This is a genomic window from Ruegeria sp. BG3 (genome assembly GCF_056538485.1).
In genome coordinates, this window is the sequence record NZ_JBQFTE010000017.1 from 1 (window position 1) to 21727 (window position 21727).

Genomic DNA, 21727 nt, shown 5'->3' on the forward strand with positions numbered 1-21727 from the left:
CTGGATCAATCGCTTAGCGTTCTCACCTCGTCAGGCCTATAACCTCAAGGTCGCAGGTTCAAATCCTGCTCCCGCAACCAGCGTTGGAGAACAGTCGTCGGAATCAAGACCCGCCTCATTGGCGGGTTTTGCTTTTTTGAGCATGGTGATCAGATTGCCCTGCATATCCAGGACGTGGTTCTTGGCGTCTTGATCATAGGAAACGACAACACGGTCCAACAGCTCATGCAACTCATCGCTCGCTCGGCCGGCCACACCTTCATCGGTCAGGGTCGCCACAAGATTGTCGATGTATCCTCGATACAGAGACGGCATGTCATCAGGGAGCTTGATTGGTTTGGGAATCAGCCGAGCTCGCGTCCCTTGCAGCGTTTTGAGTTCTTCATCATATGAGTTTAGGCGCTCAATAATCACGCTCGAATGCTGGCCATTCTCAATGGCGTCCATCAGATTGGAGACCTTCTTCTCAAGCTCCCTGGTCTTTTGGTCATGCAGACGGAGAGCCTCCCCGTTATCCTTCTCCTGATGTTGTAGGTGATGGAGATAACGCGTTTTGAATTCCTGGAACGCTTCATCCTGCATCAAGTGTTCCCGCAGGCTACTTAGGATGGTCTCTGCGGCAAGGTTTTCTTTCAGGCCTGGCATACCTTCGCAGACCGATGATCCTTTCTCTTTCGCATTGGCACAATAGTAGCGCCGTGTCTTTGCTGAGCCTGCGACCGTCAGTTTTCCGCCGCACTGTGCGCAATGCAGCAGGCCGGACAGTAGATACTTTCGCCGACGCAAAGCCTGTGACGCAGACAACCCTTTGGTATCATTAGGGTTACGCTTAGAGCGCTTCCGTGCCAGGCCGTCCTGTCGTTCTTTGGCGGCAAGCCAGAGGCTTTGGTCCAGGATGCGAAGGTCAGGCATTTCTGCGAGTAGCCAATCCTCTCGCGGTACGGGCCGAGATACTCGCTTGCCAGTTTCCGGATGTTTGGAGTAGCGAAGCCGCCCCCAGAGGTAGCGCCCAATATACAATTCGTTGTTTAGGATTCCGGTGGCCCGCGCACGGTTTCCATTGATTGTGTTCTGCTTCCAGTGGCCTGATCCGGCACCGCGACCCCTTGGGGCTGGGATACCATCATGGTTGAGCCCTTCTGCAATCTTTTGTGGAGATTTTCCATCTGCGTATCCGCGGAATATCCGCCGGATGATTGCGGCATGCTCATCCACGATTTCAAGCTTTCCAGTGGTGGTCTCGCCGGTTGAACTTCTTGGTACTCGGTAGCCATAGGATATGCCACCTCCGCTGCTCCCACTGGCGACTCGTCCGGCTATCCCCCTGCGTGTCTTTCTTCCGAGATCCTCAAGAAACAGAGCGGCAATGCTTGAGAATACGCCGATATCGAAAACGCCGAACTTACGACCGATTTGATGGAGTTCGGTATCGGCATGCGTGGCAGCCTTGTAAAAGGCTGCGACCAGTTCCAAATCTCGTCCCAGTCGATCAATCTGTTCGATCAAGACAATATCGAAACTTCCATCTCGGACCGCTGCAAGCAGTCTTTGATATCCTGGCCGGTCCCCCGTTGCGCCAGAGATCCCTCGATCCGAGAATTTTTCTACAACCGTCCAACCCTGGTGCTCCGCGTATTGCTTACAATCCCGAAACTGATCATCTACAGACTTCGGGTTTTGCATGTCCGTGGAATAGCGGGCATAGAGCGCGACGCGCGGCTGCTGCATGAAATGTCTCCGATCAATTTTCGCCAAACATGCTCAACTTTGTGAGGTGCCTTCAAGAGCAAAAAACCCCGCCAAAGGTGAAAAGCGCTCTTGGAACGCCAAGCGATTCCAATATGATAGGGAATACTGCATCTGGAGCTTCCTCTCTCGAGTTTCCCTCTTGGGACCCTTGTTTTGCGGCGACTTCAGCGATCAGGTCTATCATCTTCGAGAGGTTCATTCGGTTCTCCTTCGGCTGGGACACTGAAAACCGCAGCGCGAAAGAGCCTTGAAACCTGAAGTATAGACATGCGAAAGCCCGCGCCGTAATCACGGTGCGGGCAACTTGCTCTGGAACAATCTATTTGACGCGCTGAAGAAACACTGTGGCAGGTCAGCGGCCAAGTTGCTCGATGTAGACCTTCAACGATTGAAATCGTCTCCCTGGAGACAATGGTGGTTGTGCGACTCAGCGACATGCAGGGCGCTTATCTCAGCCAGGGTCAAAATTCGATCTGTACCCTGAGGCAGCCCGTTCCAACCCGGACACGGCGTAATGAGGTGCTGAAATTGCAACGACAGCTGCATGACATTTACGTTTCGCCCGATGAACCCGAGAATACATGCCTCTCGGAAGAGGTCACGGACCACACGTGTTAGGTCCATGGATGTGATGTCCGGTTCTCTACCGGTAGCGGCTTCAAAAACGCACATAGCCGCGGCCCTTCGTTGCTCTTTTGTCGTTGCGGCGACAAAATCAAGCAACGCTTCTCTAACGTTAACCGGAGCTTTGTCAAAACGTCCGAATACAAGTGCCATTTCACCTTTGCTCCTCATCAATGAAGTTTTGAATATCTCGAAGCAGCTGATCTGCTGAACGTGACAGAACCTGACCTGTCCTGGCGGCCAAGCGTTCTGCCCCATTCACCAAGCGCGCTGCTTTCTTAGCGTCAGCCGCAACCTTCTTGCGATCCTGGATGAGCCCGTAGACTTCAGGTTCCACGCGATCTTTCGCCGTTGTCTTCTTACGTTCAGGGCGCTGGACATTGAGCCCCAGCTCATCCCGCAAATACTCGAACCAAGCGTCTTGAAGCGCACTTCCCTGGGAACGTCTGTCATCTCTACCGTAGCGCCGTTTGGCTTCAGCCTTAGTAAATTTCGAGACACTTGCGCGCATTGCGGTGCGACCGTCTTTGTACGTTCGCTCATATGTGGGCATCGCAAAAACATCGACTACATGCCTGCCTGCTTCATCTCTGTCCATTCTGGCAGCGAAGACAGCCCGCCCGCCATGAAACTTGTTCACAAACTGAACAGCGTGAATAAGCATTTTGTATTGGCCATTCTCGTCGGCTTTCATCAATGCAGTTGGAAACTGGCACAGCACATGAAGAGCGGCGGTCTGCCCTTGCTGGGTTACGTTCGACATATGAACTTCACGCGCAGATTTCAGATTCAGGGAATTCCAGACAAGTGGCGCTTCATCTCGGATGCTACGTTGCTCGCCGCTCCGGTCTTTTCTCTTGCCGTGTCGCTCCATTGCCGAAAAATCCGGCCATTTCAAAGCGACCTGCCGGATCGCACCCACATTTCCTTTCTTTGAATCAGTCATGCAAGGCAAATAGGTCTACTGTGTGGTTTTGAAAAAATTGGTTAACCCGCTAACCCATTTTTTTTGAAAAATGGCGGCCCCTGCGGGAGCAAGCAGGATCAATATGCCTTGAACGCTGTTTTGTCCGATCCTGCTCTATGAAATCAATTTGATGTCAGCGTGTTTACAAGGTCGCTGGTTCAATGGTCCAAAGAAGAGCACCAGGCGGTCGCTTCATGAACCGCCCTTCCGGCCACTTAGTGTCCTTGTGACGCATTCTGATGACAACGTCAGTGTAGCCAGGGCGGCTCCCGCCTTGAACAAGCAGCACGACGAACGAGATGCCTGTGACGTTTGACCAATTTTGAAGTGACGATTGCAATTGTCGTTTGATTTGCCCAGGAACGAGCGCGGGTATCACGGCTTTAGGACCTATTTCGAAACCTGTGTTCGGAGCGATCAGGCTGAACTCCGGTATGCGTTTCTTTCGGTGCAACGCAATCTGCGCTAACAATGCGCCATCGAACTTTCGCTGACAGTGAACGATCTCTCTTGCGTCGATAAGCGCGTAAACATCCATGTCAGACATTATGCGAAAAAAGCCTTCTGTAAATTTCCAAGCGAGAGATCGACCGTTTTTTGCGATCTCGAGTTCATCGAAGACGCCTGGGATGGCAACCAGTTCATTGACTGGCTTCCTTAGGAAACGGCTTGACCGGGTATTGGCAGGAAAACAGATCTCCCTAAGATCTTGAACGTACACAAAGTGCTCTGTCGGTTTTTCATTTTCAAGCAAGATGGTCGGCCATGACTCGTTCGTTTGGTCTTGGAGAAATATGAGTGCATAAAGTAGCTTCGCTGTTGGGGCAGAGAACCGATACATTTTGATGATCTCTGCAACATTGGCGGAGATACGGAATTTTTGGTGAATTGATGGCAATTTGCGGCTCCTTTCTTCGTGGAAAGGAACTGGTTACGTCTGCGCGCAACTGAAAACGTAGATGTATAAAAACCTGCAAGCCTGTACGCGCTTCCTGCGGCCATGGCACAAAAAACTGCAAGAACGATTTTCTGCCTGCACAAACCTGTTTATAAACTGCACGCTTTGATGAAATTTTCCATTAAGCAACTGCAATATATAAATAATACTCTGCGGAAATCTTGAATTGTGGAAATCATGAAATGAAGAAATGACATCTCACAAGCTTATGCGAAGGTAATAGACCCAGATTTACTGCGGTACTGACTCTTGCGACCGCAATGGATGTGTGCGGCACAACCTGAGGCGTTTACTACTCGGAAGGGGCGCGGTCTTTCCTTAACAAATGGCGATCAGACTTGCAGGCCGCTTTCCGGAGGCCTTGACGCACCATACTCCTCCTGAGCAGCGATCGGTGCGCAAAAGGTCGGGTGGCTTGAAGGCAGACACGCAGGTGATGCCTTCCGCGAATGAGAGTTCGTTTGGCTCAGGCGGTCATCAATCTGCTCTCATCGCCTTTTGCATGCCATAGGAGCAGGACGAGCAATATCCATCCAAGGGATTGAAGTCCTCAGGGTCGCATTCGGTGCCACAAAGGCCACATCTCTGCATCCCCTCTCCGCAAAAGATACACTTCCTGTCGTAGCGGCTCCAAGACTCTCGATCACATTGCGGGCAGGTTGACACTGACGGCATCTCACCATTCTTGGCTGCCATGTAAGACTGGCTTTCCACCAGTTCGCTCAGGGCATGTATGAAAGCATCTTCGCGCTGGATTTCTTGATTACACTCCGCGCAATCCATTGAGAGATTGTCGAACGTCATTTTCTCGCCTTCAACGCATCGAACGAGAGATGATTTGCAATATGGGCAACGCAAGAACTGCACGGCGTCAGGGAGAATGTCAGCGCCCCAAGAAACACCCTTGAATGTTTCGCGGCATTGTTCCGCCTGAGCCTCAAACACTTCACTGTTCTTCAGAAGAGTCTGCCAAACACCCTCATCCAGCAAGGTTGGCGGGTCCTCCTCAAGGTGATCAGCCAACAGCTTTTGGACCAGTGGCAATGTCGAAGCAAGCGCCTCACGAGCGACGACTGGCGTCGCTTTAAGGAAGAGGTGCTCCGCGTCATTTCGAATGTTAGCAAGCGTTGTTAGTCGCCCCCAATCCAACTCGAGATCCAGCGACTTGAAACGTTCTTCGATTTGGCGGCGGTCTATCGTATTGCGATGGGCCTTCTTCGGCTTCATCAGCACTGACCCGTCTTCCTGCTTTTCTGGGACCAGATCTTTGTAGATCAACGATCCTTCCGAACCATCCGGCGAAGTATTCCACAAAACCTGTTTGCAGAGCAAAAGAACGCCAGCATACAGGTTTCGGATGGCCGAAAGCAGACGACGCTCATCATCCGCCTCGAAGTCTTCTACGCCAAGTTCAATGGACAACACGGCGTTATCGAGCAACTCTTTCATGCAGTGTTCTTTCGACGGGCGCGTTCCGGTTTAGGAGCTGTAGCTTTGGCCTCACGGATGCGTTCAAGGAGCGCCTCTGCGGGCTCATCATCGCGATCTTGCTGCACAAGCTCACCCTGGAAGGCTTTGGCCAGGAGGCGCTCATCCAGACGATCAACAAGATGACTGGCGCGGCGGGCTTCTTCAGTCAGTCGGTCTACGCGGGCAAAAGCCGTTTCGATGCGGCGAATGATTTCGTCCTGTTCCTCAATAGGTGCCAACGGCACGGGGCACCTTCTGACGTCACGCAAGTTAAGCCCAGGCATATCAATTCCCCGATATTTTGAGTGAAGCCACTTCTGAGCGTCCGGGCTCTCGAGCCACCTCGCCAGAAATTTGGTCCTGATAGAGTTTGAAGGACGGAAACGCGCCGTGCCCTGTGTAATGTTCGCACCGCTGATTTCTTTGGGTACGACAGCAACTTTTGTTGCGCGGATAATACCGAGAAGGATATCGTCTTCTGCCAAAGAAGCACGTGCATATTTCAGAGCAATTTCAGGGCTGGTTCGAAGAAGTTGATGGATCTGGATGACACCATCGACAATATCCATACCACGCACGTATGGAACGCCTTCATCCAGCTTAGGGCCGGGTTGAACGATACCGTAGACAATTTCGGCACCCGGTGCGACGACTTCCTCTGAGGCGATCCACGCCCAGCTATTTGGAACATCGAAAACAGCGTCTTCTGCGCGCAAAACTTCCAGATCGCGATACTTCTTTGTCCAAGCGCCCGGAGAGGTGGATTGGCCCTTCGCCCTTCGCTTTTTTTGCTCTTCAGAAATCCACCATGCACGACGTTGTTCGCGCAAGTCTTCCACCATCGCATTGCCGATCTTTTGGACATCCTTTGATGACCGCCATTCAGGTGTAAGTTGCCCTCGAAAAGCGGAAGCAAGGATTGCCTGTTTTGCACGGGTGGCAAGAGTGGAAACACGGGTGAGGTGATCACGTGCGGTGGAAGAACGCTTTGAGAGCCGGTTCAGTTTCGTCACAATCCGTCGCTGCTCGGGAAGTGGAGGGAGGAGAACCGGACTGGCTTTGATAACCGTCTGGCTGATGTTTGGCTGCGCCCCTCCTTGGCCGACAGCACGAAATTCCTCAATCTTGTGGCGGAAGAACCACCAGAGAAACGGAATCATGTCTTTGGTTACGGGATCCGGTAGCAGTGCTGCGCAAGCTTGATTGGTTGCAGCGGAGATACGTAGGACACCGGTCCTACCGATGGTGGCGCCATACATCGCAACCAGAAGCGTTCCCTCAGGAAATTCCTTCGCAGAGCTGTTTGCCAACCCATCAACTGTGATGCGACCTTCTACGTCGTGAATTTCATTATCCTTGAGGTCGCCGGTGCGAACCCAAGGAATGTCTCCGCCATAATATTCTGGATTGCGCTTGCTCGGTGTGCCGCCGCTGCTCCAACGTCCAAGGTCGCCAAGCGTTGTCGCGGCCCAGCCTTCTGGTAGTTCACTCATTGCGCAGCCACCGGTGTTGGACTCTTGTCTTCATCCCCACCCTCAAGTTCCAGCACGAGAGCCTCAATTTCTCGTGTAGCTTCTTTAAGGTGACCAAGGATTGCCGCAGTGATGTCGTCAGGATCAGTCAGGCCATCTTCCGCTTCTTCTTCACCGTCGCGTAGCCAAGAAATGTCAAGATTGTCACCACGCCCGGAGATTTCATCACGGGCAAAACGGCGAAAGCGGCCTTCTTCCCCCTGATCCAACCTTTCACCCTGCCCGAACGGATCGTCGCCATAGGCTGCCTCGAAATCCCCAAAATCTTCCGCACGAAGGGGACGAGTTTTGCCAAACGAAGGTGCACCCGCCCTCATATCATAGACCCAAATTTCCTGAGTGCCGTCCTTCTGGCTGCCATCCGCATTGCGGGTGAAGAACAAGACGTTGGTTTTGACACCTTGAGCATAGAAGATACCAGTCGGCAGGCGCAGGATGGTGTGCAGGTTGCACCAGTTCATCAACATCTGTCGCAAACGCCTTCCAACACCGTCCTCGAACAGCACGTTGTCCGGCAACACCACCGCCGCACGGCCACCAGGCTTAAGCGCTCGGATGATGTGTTCAACAAAGGCAAGCTGCTTGTTCGATGTCTCTGCCGTGGTGGAGAAGTCATCCCGGGCAGGACGCCCACCGCCACGTTTGGTGCCGAAGGGCGGGTTCGACAGGATCAGATTGGCCTTGGGAAGCGCGGCACCTTCTGCTGTGAGCGTGTCCATCGAATGGGCATCACCTTCGATCCCGTGCAGCATGAGGTTCATCATGCTAAGGCGATGGGTGTCTGGAACCAATTCGGCCAGCGTGTAGCATTCGCGGATCTGTTTCTCGGCAACCCCGTCTGGGAGTCCAAACAAATCGTTGTTGTCTTCTGAAATCTGGCGATGAGCCGCGACAATGAAACCGCCGGTGCCCGCTGCGGGATCCTGGATCACCTCTTCCAGCTGCGGCTTTGTCAGGCGGATCAAGCAGTCAATCAGGGGGCGGGGTGTAAAATACTGCCCGGCGCCCGATTTCTTGTCTTCCGCATTTTTCTGAAGAAGCCCTTCGTAGAGGTCCCCAAGGCCTTCCTCACGCGCATCGAACCAGTTCAGGTCGTCGATTGCCTTGGTGAGGCTCTTGAGGTTTGCAGGCTTGCGCAGGCGAGTTTGTGCATCGGTGAAAATGTCGAGGACCAAAGGATCTTTTGGGGGTTTGCGGTTACCCTGGCCATCCTTTTCGTCCGGATCGCCGAGGCTGGTCAACGCGCGCTTGTAGTGGGTTAGCTGGTCCAGTCCTTCGCGGCGCGCGATTTCGGACCAGCGATATTCTTCGGGCACCCTACGTTCCTGACCTGTCTCCTCCATCATCTTGAGGAACAGCAGGTAGGTCAATTCGGTCACGTATTCCGAGTAGGTGACACCATCATCGCGCAGGACATTGCAGAGGTTCCAGAGTTTGGCAACAATATCCTGTGTGGCGCTCATGCGGCGGGCTCCCAAGTTTCGTGCTTGATCTCGTCGAGAATAGCATCAAGCTCCCCGCCGAACATCTTGTTGAGGCGTTTGTAACCGCCCTGTTGTGAGAAAGGTGGTTCGTCGAATGCTTCGCGATCAACAACAACCTTCGCCTTCATCTCATCTCCGATCCGAGAAAGCCAGCGCATTTGGACGGCGTCGAGCTTGTGCCTGGCGGCAACGTTACGAACAGCGTGATCGACGCGCTCAGAATAAGGGATCAGAGCGTCACCGATCGCCGCCTGGCGAATGAATCCTACTATCGAGGCCGCGATGTCCTCGTTCTTGCTGTCTCGCCATGCGGTCCTCAGAGCAGTTTCAGTGAAATGCTCTGCATCGAGCGCCATGCGGAGCTCTTTCAGGCTTTCCCGGGTCAGGTCTCTGGGTCTTGTCACCACAAGATTGAGCGCAGCGATCTTGTTAGCATTTTGCTGCACGAAGCTACTGAAGGCATCAATAAAGTCGTCAGGTTTCACCCCATCCCCGTAGCCACGAGTGACGCCGGTGACCGTGTCATCACCGTGATAGATAGGAACGATAGGCGGACCCGCGCGATCTCCTTTGAAATCAAAAAACTTGCCCAGACCTGGTCTCTCCTTGGTCCAGCCTTGAACCTCTTTCGGCGGGCCTTGGCGGAACCTCTGAAGAGTTTCCTCAGGCGTTTCCCCCGCTTGAGCGGTATATTGATCTCGAAGCTCGTTGTTCATCTTCCGTACTTTGCGGGCAAGCTTCACGATGATCTGATCCAGGATTTCATCCTGATGACTCGTATCATCCGCCGCCTCGAACCCCGAAAACAGCTCTTCGAAGGTTGTCGAGGGGTTCACTACAACGGGCCTCATCTCGGTCATATTCTGAAGGCTGGAGTACAGGTCTACCGCGTCGTAGATTTGGAACGTCTCCTTGCCGATCTGGTCGCATTTTCTCGTCGCTCGTCCAATCATTTGATCATAGAGGATCCTGGAGTTCACGCGCCTCAGAAAGACCAGGTTCATGATGGCTGGTACGTCAATCCCAGTGGAAAGGAGGTCAACGGTTACTGCAATTCGTGGATCGGCCTCGTTCTTATATTTGCGAATGAGATCGTTCGGTTTATCAACCGATCCAGTGATCTTAGCAACCATATCATCGGTGATCTCCATGCCTTCACGGCGATATGCTTTTCGGAGTTGATCGACGATTTCGTCTGCATGTCTATCAGACGCGGCGAAAACGAGTGTCTTGCCAGCATCTGGCGAAAGGATGTCGATATGCCTGGCAAGTTCTTCAGCGACTACCTTGTTGAACTTTGGCGACAGCACCTTCCTGTTGAAGTGCTCTACAGTGAAATCGAGACGGTCTTCCAACGTGGCAACATCAATGTCACCGGTAGCCGGGTTCAGAGCATCAATTTCTTCCCCCTTCTCAAACGCTATGCCGGCTTTGCTCAGTGCGGTTGTGATGAGATGCGGGGGGTCATGATCAACCAGCCAATCGTCGATGACGGCTTCCCGATAGCTGTATCGGAATACCGGGTCTCCAAATATTTGCGCGGTATGGAGCGCAGGTGTAGCCGTCAGTCCCACAATCGTGGCGTCAAAGTATTCGACGACGCGACGATACTTCGAAACATAGTCTTCTTGATCCCTAAAGGTCGCTTCTGCTTCGCTCATCTCGCGGTCCAGAAGATAGCCGCGATGGCACTCGTCGATCAGGATTAGGTCATACTGGTCGACTGGAGGGCGTTCACCAGGGTCCTTTTCGAGAACTCTTTTGACGAGGCTCTGCACGGTGCAGATATGGATCTTGGCATCCCGTTCCAGAGAGCTGTCCGAAAGCCCGCGTAGTCCAAAGATTTCCGCGAAGGTTTTTGCTCCAACCATTCGAGTCGTTTCAAACGCACTTTCGGCCTGTTCACCAAGAGCGCTACGGTCGACAACAAAACAGACGCGCAGGAACCTCTTTGCTTCCAACAAGCGGTAGATCATCGCGATTGCGAGCTTGGTTTTCCCGGTGCCAGTCGCCATTGCGACCAACATCTTGCGCTGGTCCTCGGAAATTGCTTCCTCGACCTTTTCAATTGCCCTGATTTGATACGGGCGAAGTTGGAATCCAAAATCAAATGGTTTTGCTCGCAATTCCCTCTCGGATGCCTCGCGGTCTACTTCGAGGCGCTCCTTGAGACCCTCCGGGGTAGGCCACCCTTCAAGTGCACGCGCTGCATTTCGATCCAAACGCGTATCTCTGAACCAGATCCCACTTTGGGTTGGAATAGCGGGGTAATAGCTTCGTCCGTTGGTGGCAAAAATGAATGGGACATGATGAGCGCCCCAAGGTCCTCCTGCGAATGTGAAGCTTTCATCTGGCTGGATATCTTTCGAATAGCGCGAAGCTTGTGCATCGAGCGCCGCGGATACATTCTTGCGCTTCCGTTTTGCCTCTACGATCCCGACCAGGGTCGTTCCCACAAACAGCGCATAGTCTGCAGGGCCTGATGCTGTCGGCCATTCGGAGATGGCCAAGTTTCGGTTCTTGGCAGGACGCGATCCCGCGGAATGCTTAATGGTCGTGCTATCAACTTCCCAGCCAGCCTGACGAAGCTGCTCATCAATCAATAGCCTGGTATCGTCTTCGTCAAAGTCCATATCGCGGGCAGATGAAAATGCAGCCGTGATGAACGAAATCGCTGCGTCTGGCTTGGTCTGCACTCGACCTGCCGCCGCCCGTTGCTCAGCCTCCAAAGCCAGTTCTTCGAAGATTTTCCGTTCTGATTCAGCGAGAGCGGCACGCTCCTCGGCATCTAATGTGGCTTTGCGTGCTCTTGCCAGTTCACGCTCTTGAAGCTCCGCTTGTGTTGAGCGCTCTGCCAGAAGATTCTCAAGTTCTGTAGCCCGGGCCTTGAGCTCTTGCGAATCCGACGACGACAAACGGGGTGGGGTGAAGGCCTTGGTCAAGCCCGGTTGATTTGTGACCGCCGCGCGAAGCCACACGCCCAGGCGGTGACATAGCTTTATTGCCTCGAAGGCCTGTTTTCGCTCTCCTTCATGCCCATGAACTGCATCGTTACCGTCGATCCTCAGCCTATGGAGGACGTCGGTGATTTCTCTTGGGGCAGCTCTCTCTTTTCCAATTTCCCTCAGAATGTCACTGAACGTCGCATCCGAAGGAAGAAACACTCCTGATCGGTCGGCGATTACCCGTGCCAACCGTTCGGCGAACTGACGGGTTTTGACAAGTGCGGTGTTCGCATCATCGACAAAATAGCGCTCAGCATTTGTCGCCAGCTTTGCCAGGGGCGGATCTATCTCTTCAAGGTGGGAGAAGTTCGGACTTACGTATCTATCCACGGGAATGAAATCTTACTTTGTGTTGAAATACAGGCCTTTTCCTTCCGAAAACTCTACCGGGCGGTTCAAAAAACACAACCATTGGTTTCTGAGCGGCAGATTGGATTCTCCATCACTTGTGCTGCCGATTCTGTCGAAATGGAAGTCGAGTTTTTCAGCGTCCAATTTGAACCTGTTTGACGATGAAATTTGTGGTCATCGGTATGGCAAATCCAAGCTCGGTTTCCGTTTTTGAGGTGCACTGGAAATACAGGCAATGACAATGGACTACAGAGTCCTATGGGGCCCGACTGATTCGAGTGGCAATCAATGCCTTTATCGCGCTGTTGACCTCTGCACCCCCTATCTTTCGGGAAGTTCGCCATAGTCCAAATCGTGCTCCCGCAACCAGCGTTGGAGAATAGAGCCCCGAACAAGCCGCCCTCAGGGCGGCTTCGTTCGTTTGGGGTGCTCCTAACGCAAGCAAACCTACCAACTCCCAAACCAACTAAATTGCATATGTCCCATCTACCGGGACCGATCGAATCTCCGACAACAGGCCTCGAATGATGGATGTTGCCTCAGCTTGCGAAGATACGAATTGACCTTCCATTGCAGCATGCGTGCATAGGCACGTTCTGCGGACCATCGCGGATGCTGGCTATTCCCCGTCGTGTGTGGGACATATTCCATCAACGCGTCGCACCAGCGTAAGTCATTGTGATTGAAAAATTTAATGACGCCGAGCACACGCTAATCATCAACACGTGGCTTACCGTGAGACTTGGGAAAGAAGGCTCAAGACGCGCCATCTGCGAGCCGCTCAACCAGAATAGATCAGACGAGTTCGCCGTTCGTTATTGAACCGTGAATTATTCCACCTAACGGAAGTAAATGGTTCCTGAGCCAAGTGGAGCAGTTAAGAAATTCTGCGTTAATTCACTCGTTTCGTGTATTGTGTAGTTCAATGCATTGTCAGGATCTATTTTATTATGCCGCAAGATGATGAAACTGTTTGGTCTCCTATGCCAGCAGCTATAAGCGTTGACTGCATTTATGCGACTGGCTCGTCAGGGCGAGAGGTCATTCTTATTTCGCACCCAACAACGCCATTCCAAATTGAAATATCTGAAGGCGAAATTGTTGGTCGTACCACGCTGGAAACAGCAGCAACTGCTTACCTCACCTCATTGATCCGCGTTTTGAGGGAGAAAAGAAGTAGTTTCGAAAATAGATTTTCTGAGGAATACCTACAGCGATTGGTCCAGATCGTCAATGAGCCTGCGCTGGCTTGGATGCGGGTATGGCCAGCTCTGCCAGGAGACGAAGACGATAAATCCGCGGTTGCTTCGAGGCAGTTGATAAGAAGTGTTTCCGGTAGTGAGCACCGCACCTTCATTTTGGTCAAATCGGACGCGAAAAACCTCGATGAGGCCCTTGTAGACGGACCGTTCTCTTTCAATGTCGATTTTGGCTTGCGTGTCGTTGTGCATCACATAAATGGCGAAAACGGTGGAATTCTGTCTTTCGGTTCTATGACGGCATATCCATACGCGCCGGGGATTGTTTCAAGCGACGATTTCAATTTTCGAACTTCAGAACCTAGCTTGCTGACCTTAGGTGAAGATTTCAGTCGTATCGTGCTAACTAATCTCGGTGCCATCGCGCAATTGACGCTGCCGAATTCGGGAATGCCCGCCGTAGAAGTCGAGTTACTAAAAGATAGTGTCGTAAAATTTAAAAGCTCAGGTCTCGACAACTTGATGCCCACGCGCAGTTTGCCGTTGCCCTACGAGTACACTGTCACTCTGAATCTCAAAGGTGCAGAGGCCTCTCCCAAACTAACCTCCAAGCGACGGCTTTTCGCCAAAGCAGCCGATGTTGATATTTTCGAGCAAGACCCGTCCAGTTGGACGAAGGCCGCCGGGGCACCACGCAGCATCGTCGAGCGCCGTCCTACGCGCAACGAAAAAACACTTCAATCATTCCGCGTGGCGACTCAAATGTTGCCGCTGCCGCCCAACAATTTTGCACTAGAGACGGGCGACTTCGTCGTGCGCCTTTGCCATGACCAGGTCCGCGAAGATGGTGCAGACAGTCTCGAGCCGCTAGCTCGCAGCGTAGGCGCGACGCCAAAGCGCGTGGACTTAAGGGTGGACGGCGATACTGTGCGGAGTGACAACAACACGGCCATCGCTGCGTACCACAATGTCAAACAGGCATTCGATTTGCTGCGTGACTTCGGTATTAATCTCAACGCCTATTTTTCCGAGACCGAAATCACACCCAAAAAGCTACATGTTTTCTACCGATCTGGAGTTAGTCGTGGTCGCAATCGAGACGGTCGAACTATAAATGGCGAAGTCTGGTTGCGACCGACGGAGCCAAAGAAACGTATAGAGATGCATTTAGCGCTCGGTACGTTACGTCACCGGACAATTCGAGAAAAAGACCCTTCCCACCCACACCATCCAAATTTGACTTGGGGCGAATATCTCGGAATTGCCAACTCGGAGCGTTTGGTCTGGCATGAATTTTGCCACGTTTTGATTGCAGGATCTACTGGCAATCTCGAATTCACCTTCGCCCACAGCGCCGGCGATGCCCTCGCGGCGATCTGGGCGGACCCTCATTCCGCTTTGGCAGATCCGCGCGTCGGGACATCTCCTGTCTTCGCTCCTAAGGGAATGCGTGGCTATACCTTCCCGTGGATCTTTTCTACTCGGCGACATGACCGCTGTGTCCTTAACGGATGGAGCTGGGGCGGTGCATTTCAACGTCCGGTGACGGATTCCGCCAGTTCGGGACAAGTGATCTATAAGGGATATCTGTCTGAGCAAATCCTGTCGTCCACCTTGTTCCGGCTTTATCTTATACTAGGCGGAGATACCTTGAGCGTGTCCTCGGGCGGGCCGGACTATAAGACCCGACACGTGGCGTCGAGAGTAACTATGTATCTGATAATTCGCGGCATCGAAGCTCTAACCGCCATGCACCAGACAGCCGAAGAATTCGAAGTTGCCATGATTGACGCGGATGTCGGGCTCACGATGCCATTGCCCGTGAAGCTGCCATCAGGTCCAGATTCTCATGATTGGGTGGGCGGTATGACTCACAAGGCCATTCGCTGGGCCTTCGAGGCACAGGGTATGCACAGTACTCGACCCAATGAAATCGTAAACGCCCCTGGAAAGCCGCCACTTGTAGACATCTACGTTCCGGACCTGCGCCCCGTGACCGAAGAGACGGACGCTGGTATTGTCGCGCATGCCCGTGGCGGTTACGTACCTGTCTCTCTTGATTGGCATCCCGACAGTTCGCAAAACAGTTGGATGGCGGACCCCGATAGACTGTTGGACCTAGTAGCGGGTAACATTCCGAATCGCGGAGATGAGAATCCAACCGACATAAAGGCGCGGTGGTGGTCGGGTTTAGTCTTCGGCGAGCCAACAAGCCCCGACTGGGATCGACGATACAATATCTGGTGGTCTATGCAAGGCGCTGGCACGTCGGCGGAATTGGATAAACTTGACGCTGACATACAGACGGCACGGGATATACATGCTGGACTAAGCAACAACGCTGCTTTGATAATTGTACTTGAACTGAGTTGCCCGGAAGACCGAGCCAATACTGATCCAGACGCGTCCCTGCCCTGCGCAGTGGCTGCTGGCAAGTTCCCGGTCTCACAACTTGTTCTTGGTAATCCCTTCCCGCGACCACCAGGCGCTGGTTTTGCACTTGCTGCCTCTCGTCCACGCGACCTGACAGATTTGGTCGCCAATGACAACAATCTCGGACTGTACCGCTTGCCGCTCTAGCCTTTCGCAAGATCCGCCCATTCCGCTTTTGCCAGTTCTAGTGTCCGCAAAAGTGTTGGGCACGGAATATCCACCGGCTTGGCAGGCTCTCCATCAACTTGCGGCATCAGGGCTTGCCAAATACCTGCTGCCAAATGTCGTCCGCAAAATGTATCCGAGGGGTAGTGAACACCGATACGCTCTCGGTTTACCGCTATGCGGTGCGCGATGCGTAACATTGGAGATCCTATGAGGTTTCCTCCATTGAGATCAGATCGGGTGGGTTTACGCCCCATTTCACCATCGAATGGAGTGTCGTCGAAAACTCCCATGCGTTGGTGCAAGCCTGGTATTTCCAGCAGCAACAAGGCGATGAAATGGGCCAGAAATGAGTGCCCACTGGGAAACGCCGGATGTTCGGGCGGTCCAAACGGCGCAACAAGGCCGGGACGCAAAAACGTCGGCCTCACGCGATTGAAATGTGCTTTGTAGGCTAGGTAGGCGATACTACCCATTGCCAATGCAGTGTCGATCAACTCCAGCGTCCACGGTCGGTCATAAGCATCAGCGCTGATGAAATGCGCAAAATATTCATGAATCCCGTCCGCCTGTGCCTCAGCCTCATGCACGTAGAGTTCGCGGTCGTCTTCCATGTAAAATTTGAGCTGTTCCAACTCACTACGCACATGTAGCCAAGCGTCATTAGCTTTTGCAGTATCGAACACAGGTGAACTGGAGCCGTTATACGGCCACCACTTAAGGTCGTCTTCCTCGATCCAAATCAAATCGTTTGCACCAGTTGAACGAAAATCTACATGTGCAGGATGCCATTTTTTGTACTGGCTGCCGAATTCCCGCGCCGCCATGATCGAAGAGCGAGATTTATCAGCGGTTCTGAGCCACTCATTCAGATGTTGATCGAAGTCGGAAATCCAAAACCTAAGCGCTGGATCCCAATCCTCCAAGCGCCATTCAACGATCCGCTTTTGGAGGGAAAGCGCTTGTCCGCTGCCGAAAGTTTTTCCAGTTGTATCGGCATCCGGACCCTGGATCCGAAATGTTATGTCAGTAATGGATTCAACCGGCCAAAGCGTATTATTCAGGACGGGTTCCATATCGCCGGTAATATTCTCGAGTTTCATAAGAGAAAAGCCGTCGGCCCCCAAATTGTGAGGTGACGCAGTGGTGACAATGGGGTTAGCCTCGGCGGTAATGTCGGTCACATCAACTGGTGCACTAAACTGAAAGTATGGGTTGATAATGAATTCCAGCGGGAAACTAGTATGCCCTTCATTGTCTGCTGCGAAATCGAGCGTCCACGGCCGCCATCTCAATTCCCATGGCGTTGCCCAGTAGCTGCGCGGCTTCCCATCCGGTGTTGGGGATCCGGCTTTGGGGTTCATAATCGGGCTTTGATCGTAATCCGCTTGAGGAGAGGGCATCGACGTCCTGTGCGCATGTCCGTGGCCATGCCCGTGTCCGTGGCCATGTCCATGTCCGTGGCCATGCCCGTGTCCATGTCCGTGGCCATGCCCGTGTCCGTGGCCATGTCCGTGGCCATGCCCGTGTCCCGTTGCCATTTTTTCCTCCAAAAGAAATTCTGCAGGTGATCAAATTGTCCGCCCCATGCGGCTGCGCCTGACTAAAACTACTGACAACTATACACTATTTGGGGATTCCTGCCATCAGCAAACCGTTTTCCAGGCGACCGAGGTCGTCGGACCGCTCCAACGGGTAGACGTCAACAAACTTTTTGACCCTGAAATCCGGCATGATCGTCAATAGTTTTTTGGCGGTCAGTTGGGCTGCTTCATTCTGACCGTCCAAAGCCTGAGCCGCTGCAAGCATTCGCAATGTTGCAACGAATCGTGGATTTGCCCGTTGCGCCTTACTCAGCCACGCAATGGCTTCTGAATATCTGCCCGCCACAAACTCAGCAATACCAGCGCCTGACCACCAAAAGAAATTATGACGGTCATAAGGATTAAGCCTCCAAACGTTGCGAAATCTCTTGACCGCTTCATCCGGTCTCCCAAGGTAGGACAGTGTGTCTCCACTGAGTGCCCATGAAAATGCTGAGTTTGGGTCCAACTGCAAAGCAGAATCGAACAACTCCATTGCATCAGTTGGGCGCCTTTCCATGAAGCTCGTTAAATGCCCCACCACAGAAAGTGTGAATGCGTCTTCTGGGTCGATTTGCAATGCCTTATGTGCGTACTGAATTGCGAGTTCAGTATCCCGTTTAACATCATCCGTATATTGTTCCGCTACGATGAAATTCAAACGCCAAGCGCCATGAGTATATGCATGTGCATAGTTGGGATCCAATTCTATGGCTCGAGCAATTGCCAAACCGGATTGATGAAAACTCTCTTGAGTGAACTCGTAAAGTAGTGAAGATGCCTTTAACACGCATTCGTACGCATCCAGACTCGACGTAGAACGGCTGCGGACTCGGTCAGATTCAACTTCTTGCAGCCGTGGTTCAATTGAAGCGAGAACAGTAGACGTGATGCGATCTTGGAGATCGAAGATTTCGTTGCCGCTGCCGTCGAATTGCTGCGCCCAAATTACTCGCCCATGCGTGGCGTGCACCAATTCAGTATTAATCCTCAACCGATCACCAGCGCGTAACATGGTGCCATCAAGTACATAACTAACGCCAAGTTGGCGCGCGACTTTTTTCACGTCGGTTTTACGGTCTGCATACCGCCACATTGATGCGCTTGAAATCACATGCAGTGATCTTCGTTGAGATAACCCTGTAATTATGTCCGAAATAATCCCTGCCGCTAGTATTTCACTTTCAGGGTTTGCGCTTCGAAAAGGCATGATCGCAATACTTGGTCGGGATAGCCATTCTAAATATGGATGATGCAAGTCATCTGTATCATCTGCGCTTTCTATCGTGACGGAATAGAGACGAACAGGTTTCTGAATGTTTTTAAGCTTCGGTGTGCCAAGGTCTTTGAATCCGACCGGTAATTTATTTCCTACTAGGTCACGTACAGTACCACTAACAACAATTTGCCCTGGATCGGCCATTTGGTGGATGCGAGCAGCGATGTTAACTCCATCGCCGTGCAACGTTCCTTCATCTTCAATCACGTCGTCCAGATTTACGCCAATTCGAAGTTTCAGCGAAAATGGGTCATCTTCTTTGGAGTTTGACTCATTTGCAGCCTGCACATCGCAAGACCAACTCAGTGCTTGAACAGCGCTCGAAAACTCGACTAGCAAAGCATCACCGGCCATTTCTACCAGACGCCCACCGGCTTCTTTAATCAGCGGCTCCATGACGTTTCGGCGCAGATCTTGCCATCGAGTTATGGTTTCCTGATCATTCAAACCCATTAGTTTTGAATAACCTGCAACATCGGCAAAAGCGACGGCTGCTAACTTTCTGGTGAATGTTGGCTTCTGTGCAATCGTTTATTGTCCTCTGCTTATGCGGAAAGAGCCTACTTTGAAAAAATGACAATTTCAGCTTCTGAAAATCGACCTGTATTTTGTTTAAGATCGGCTCATCAGTCTAGTGTAACCTATCCATTTGGCAGGACAGCTATGATGCTCCGTGTGTCCTTTGATGAGGACCACAATGCTGAATGCTGTTTGGTCAGCTTTTTTGGAGCTGACTTAATTACAAGAATCGATCTTATATCTAACACTTTAACACAATTCGACAAAGCCGGTTGCGCCCTCCCGTAACCACAACAAAAACCAGCTCGTTCACACTACAAACAGTCAAGAGGACTTTTCGTGTAGCAATAGTACCGCGTAAGGCTCATACGGGCGTTTGGTCAAGCAAGGCCGAGGACAATTTTGGCTATTCGGGCCGCATATTGCGACCGCCGCGTGATCTAAAGTCTCTGAACCGAAGCTACATGCACCGGCTACGCCCGAAAGCTTCGATTCTGTTGTGGTTTGAGCATGATCGTTAACTGTACTGAGCAGGTTGAACGGGTTGGTGTCCGGAGTCAAACAGCGCTATCTCGCGCTATTTCAATAGCTTCGCGCGGACCTGTAAAAAATTCCAGTCCATGAAGAAATGGCCTTGTACTTCCGCTGCTTGCACGGATATACCCGTCGGCGGAGACGTGGCCGAGTGGTCGAAGGCGCTCCCCTGCTAAGGGAGTAGGCGGGAAACCGTCTCGAGGGTTCGAATCCCTTCGTCTCCGCCATTTACGCATCTAATTGATTGTTTTTACGTGGAAAAATCGACGACACAAACGTCGACCTGCCAAAAATTCACAAAAAATGAACGCGCTTAAATCGCCAGCTGATAGTCGACGCGAACCTCCATCTACCAATAGTTCAGTCGAGTCGCCCGCGCCCGTTTTGCCTTCTGTTAGGCCGAAATCTTCGATCTTGCGAACTGCTCCGGGTGTTATGGTCAGTCCGTTCGTTTCGAAGGCCAGAGCCTGACCGGCGGCGAGCTGGTTCACCCCGACAAAATTTTCAATGGCTTCGAGTGTTATGGCCTCCCCAGCTCCTGGGTCTACCGGCAGATCACCCTTCGAGAATGGTTTCGCTTCTATGGTGACGTTTTGATCGCCGTGCTCTTTTTTGCAAAGCTGTAAAATTTCATCGATGGCTGCTTCATCAGGAAAGCCGGACAGGACAATCCGGCGAAGCGCGTCGCGCTGCCACTCAGGGCGTGTCTTTGACCACTCTAACACTCTTTGGAGAACGGTATCTGGCTTCTGCCGTGTCACATCACTCATTGGTTTCTGGACTTAGCTCCGTCACAAGAACTCGGTTAAGAATTGCTTCTTGGTACTACCGCCTTTGAGTTGAACGATATTGTTCGGCTCAGATGCGAACCATGCAAAGGAATCCCACGCCAAGGCCGACATAGTCTTCCTGAAACCAGATGCCTCTCGATCCTGAAATGCGGTCACGAAAGCCACCTGAGATCGGTCAAAACCTGCTGCGTCCGTGAGAGCGTAGAGGGCGGTTTGACGCCGATCAGAGATTGGTCCGTCTGTCGCAACGACTTCAATGAACACGATCAGAGGATCAGCCGGCGCCAGGTCAACAAGAATTAGGTCGGGTAAGTCTTTGTCTGCTTCGATCTGCAGGCCAATCGACGCAGCAAGACCGTCATCACGTTGAACCACCTTGTTACCACTTTCGCTCAGCCACAACACCGTAGGTGTTTGCAAGAACATCCGGGCAAAGTCCTCGACGACAGACTTGGAGATGATTGAGCTTGGACCAGGCGCTAGCTTTCGTGTCTCACCATTTGGGAACGACACCATCACACCGGTTTTTCCTGCTGCAGCACCTGCCTGCATGAGCGACACGCGTGCCAGCGCGCTCTTAGAAAGATGTTTGGCCTGGTATGCGGAAACTGCAGCCAACAATGCGTCGTCTGCCAGGTTTGGATCGAACAATGCAGCAAAATCTGAGAGAAGCGCGTATCGTGGCTTACTCGATGTCGTCGGCAGGTCATCCCTAGCAATCACGGCACCGATATTGACAAGCCCTTCGCGCAAAGTCTCATCACGTATCGGCTCGCGCGTATTGTCTGCGTACCAGGGGTCACCAGGTACCAAATAGCTCTTCTTGCGAATATCATCCCCGTAAGCAACGCGCTCGGCATCGCTGACTTTGGCTGCCTGCTCGTCGGTCATCCGATACACATGGATTGGACCAAGATAGCGATCTAACCCCTGAACAGCTCCGATGTAGATCATAGTGAACACGGTACTCGCGGAGAGCTGGCGTGTGCAGTAGATGCGATTGGGCGTGCCTTCAGGGAAAATGAGCGGAAGCCGCTCCTCGACTAGTTCACGGGTCACGTATGGGGGAAGCGCGCTCGTCACA

General features: G+C 52.4%; 13 protein-coding genes and 1 tRNA gene. 2 read left to right on the plus strand and 12 right to left on the minus strand.

All coding sequences use genetic code 11. The features are described from left to right. Positions 1–36 precede the first annotated feature (36 nt). The 7 genes from ACR0AI_RS21325 to hsdR form a co-directional block, all read right to left on the minus strand. On the minus strand, positions 37–1728 hold the full coding sequence (locus ACR0AI_RS21325) for a recombinase family protein (protein WP_480677041.1): 1692 nt from the start codon (positions 1726–1728) through the stop codon (positions 37–39). Between the two features lie 799 nt (positions 1729–2527). Continuing rightward, positions 2528–3319 (minus strand): hypothetical protein, encoded by a 792-nt coding sequence (locus ACR0AI_RS21330; protein ID WP_480677043.1) that lies wholly within the window; start codon positions 3317–3319, stop codon positions 2528–2530. Between the two features lie 163 nt (positions 3320–3482). After that, positions 3483–4238 (minus strand): hypothetical protein, encoded by a 756-nt coding sequence (locus tag ACR0AI_RS21335; protein ID WP_480677045.1) that lies wholly within the window; start codon positions 4236–4238, stop codon positions 3483–3485. 537 nt (positions 4239–4775) lie between these two features. Continuing rightward, positions 4776–5747 (minus strand): hypothetical protein, encoded by a 972-nt coding sequence (locus ACR0AI_RS21340; RefSeq protein ID WP_480677047.1) that lies wholly within the window; start codon positions 5745–5747, stop codon positions 4776–4778. Further along, positions 5744–7261: a restriction endonuclease subunit S gene (locus ACR0AI_RS21345; RefSeq protein WP_480677049.1), complete on the minus strand. Its 1518-nt coding sequence runs from the start codon at positions 7259–7261 to the stop codon at positions 5744–5746. Before ACR0AI_RS21345 ends, ACR0AI_RS21340 begins: the two co-directional genes overlap by 4 nt. Beyond that, positions 7258–8763, minus strand: a complete 1506-nt coding sequence (locus ACR0AI_RS21350) for a class I SAM-dependent DNA methyltransferase (protein WP_480677051.1) — start codon at positions 8761–8763, stop codon at positions 7258–7260. Before ACR0AI_RS21350 ends, ACR0AI_RS21345 begins: the two co-directional genes overlap by 4 nt. Then, entirely contained in the window at positions 8760–12119 is a 3360-nt protein-coding gene (hsdR, locus tag ACR0AI_RS21355; RefSeq protein WP_480677053.1) for a type I restriction-modification system endonuclease, read from the minus strand. Before hsdR ends, ACR0AI_RS21350 begins: the two co-directional genes overlap by 4 nt. A 971-nt stretch (positions 12120–13090) precedes the next feature. On the opposite strand from hsdR, the gene ACR0AI_RS21360 reads away from it, so the two are divergent. Continuing rightward, complete coding sequence (locus tag ACR0AI_RS21360) at positions 13091–15919, plus strand: hypothetical protein (protein ID WP_480677055.1); 2829 nt, start codon at positions 13091–13093, stop codon at positions 15917–15919. Here the strand turns inward: ACR0AI_RS21360 and ACR0AI_RS21365 are convergent. From ACR0AI_RS21365 to ACR0AI_RS21375, 3 genes are all read right to left on the minus strand, one after another. Then, positions 15916–17301, minus strand: a complete 1386-nt coding sequence (locus ACR0AI_RS21365) for a phosphatase PAP2 family protein (RefSeq protein WP_480677057.1) — start codon at positions 17299–17301, stop codon at positions 15916–15918. The genes ACR0AI_RS21360 and ACR0AI_RS21365 overlap by 4 nt on opposite strands. Beyond that, positions 17298–17459 carry a hypothetical protein gene (locus tag ACR0AI_RS21370; RefSeq protein WP_480677059.1) on the minus strand — a complete coding sequence of 54 codons (162 nt, stop codon included), beginning with the start codon at positions 17457–17459 and terminating at the stop codon, positions 17298–17300. Before ACR0AI_RS21370 ends, ACR0AI_RS21365 begins: the two co-directional genes overlap by 4 nt. A gap of 104 nt (positions 17460–17563) precedes the next feature. After that, the gene (locus ACR0AI_RS21375; protein WP_480677145.1) at positions 17564–19327 is read right to left on the minus strand and encodes an adenylate/guanylate cyclase domain-containing protein; all 1764 of its coding nucleotides are present in this window, start codon (positions 19325–19327) and stop codon (positions 17564–17566) included. Between the two features lie 662 nt (positions 19328–19989). Here ACR0AI_RS21375 and ACR0AI_RS21380 point away from each other — a divergent pair. Then, positions 19990–20079 (plus strand) — tRNA-Ser (locus tag ACR0AI_RS21380). 9 nt (positions 20080–20088) lie between these two features. On the opposite strand, the gene ACR0AI_RS21385 is transcribed toward ACR0AI_RS21380, so the two are convergent. Both ACR0AI_RS21385 and ACR0AI_RS21390 read right to left on the minus strand, forming a co-directional pair. Next, on the minus strand, positions 20089–20622 hold the full coding sequence (locus ACR0AI_RS21385) for a hypothetical protein (protein ID WP_480677061.1): 534 nt from the start codon (positions 20620–20622) through the stop codon (positions 20089–20091). 21 nt (positions 20623–20643) lie between these two features. Beyond that, the gene (locus ACR0AI_RS21390; RefSeq protein WP_480701477.1) at positions 20644–21726 is read right to left on the minus strand and encodes a BsuBI/PstI family type II restriction endonuclease; all 1083 of its coding nucleotides are present in this window, start codon (positions 21724–21726) and stop codon (positions 20644–20646) included. Position 21727 lies beyond the last annotated feature (1 nt).

Bases quoted from the DNA above. Each gene is read 5' to 3' on its own strand.
- ACR0AI_RS21360 (WP_480677055.1), top strand. From the start codon at position 13,091: ATGCCGCAAGATGATGAAACTGTTTGGTCTCCTATGCCAGCAGCTATA.
- ACR0AI_RS21350 (WP_480677051.1), bottom strand. From the start codon at position 8,763: ATGAGCGCCACACAGGATATTGTTGCCAAACTCTGGAACCTCTGCAAT.
- ACR0AI_RS21325 (WP_480677041.1), bottom strand. From the start codon at position 1,728: ATGCAGCAGCCGCGCGTCGCGCTCTATGCCCGCTATTCCACGGACATG.
- ACR0AI_RS21345 (WP_480677049.1), bottom strand. From the start codon at position 7,261: ATGAGTGAACTACCAGAAGGCTGGGCCGCGACAACGCTTGGCGACCTT.
- ACR0AI_RS21370 (WP_480677059.1), bottom strand. From the start codon at position 17,459: ATGGCCACGGACATGGCCACGGACACGGGCATGGCCACGGACATGGAC.
- ACR0AI_RS21365 (WP_480677057.1), bottom strand. From the start codon at position 17,301: ATGAACCCCAAAGCCGGATCCCCAACACCGGATGGGAAGCCGCGCAGC.
- ACR0AI_RS21330 (WP_480677043.1), bottom strand. From the start codon at position 3,319: ATGACTGATTCAAAGAAAGGAAATGTGGGTGCGATCCGGCAGGTCGCT.
- ACR0AI_RS21340 (WP_480677047.1), bottom strand. From the start codon at position 5,747: ATGAAAGAGTTGCTCGATAACGCCGTGTTGTCCATTGAACTTGGCGTA.
- ACR0AI_RS21385 (WP_480677061.1), bottom strand. From the start codon at position 20,622: ATGAGTGATGTGACACGGCAGAAGCCAGATACCGTTCTCCAAAGAGTG.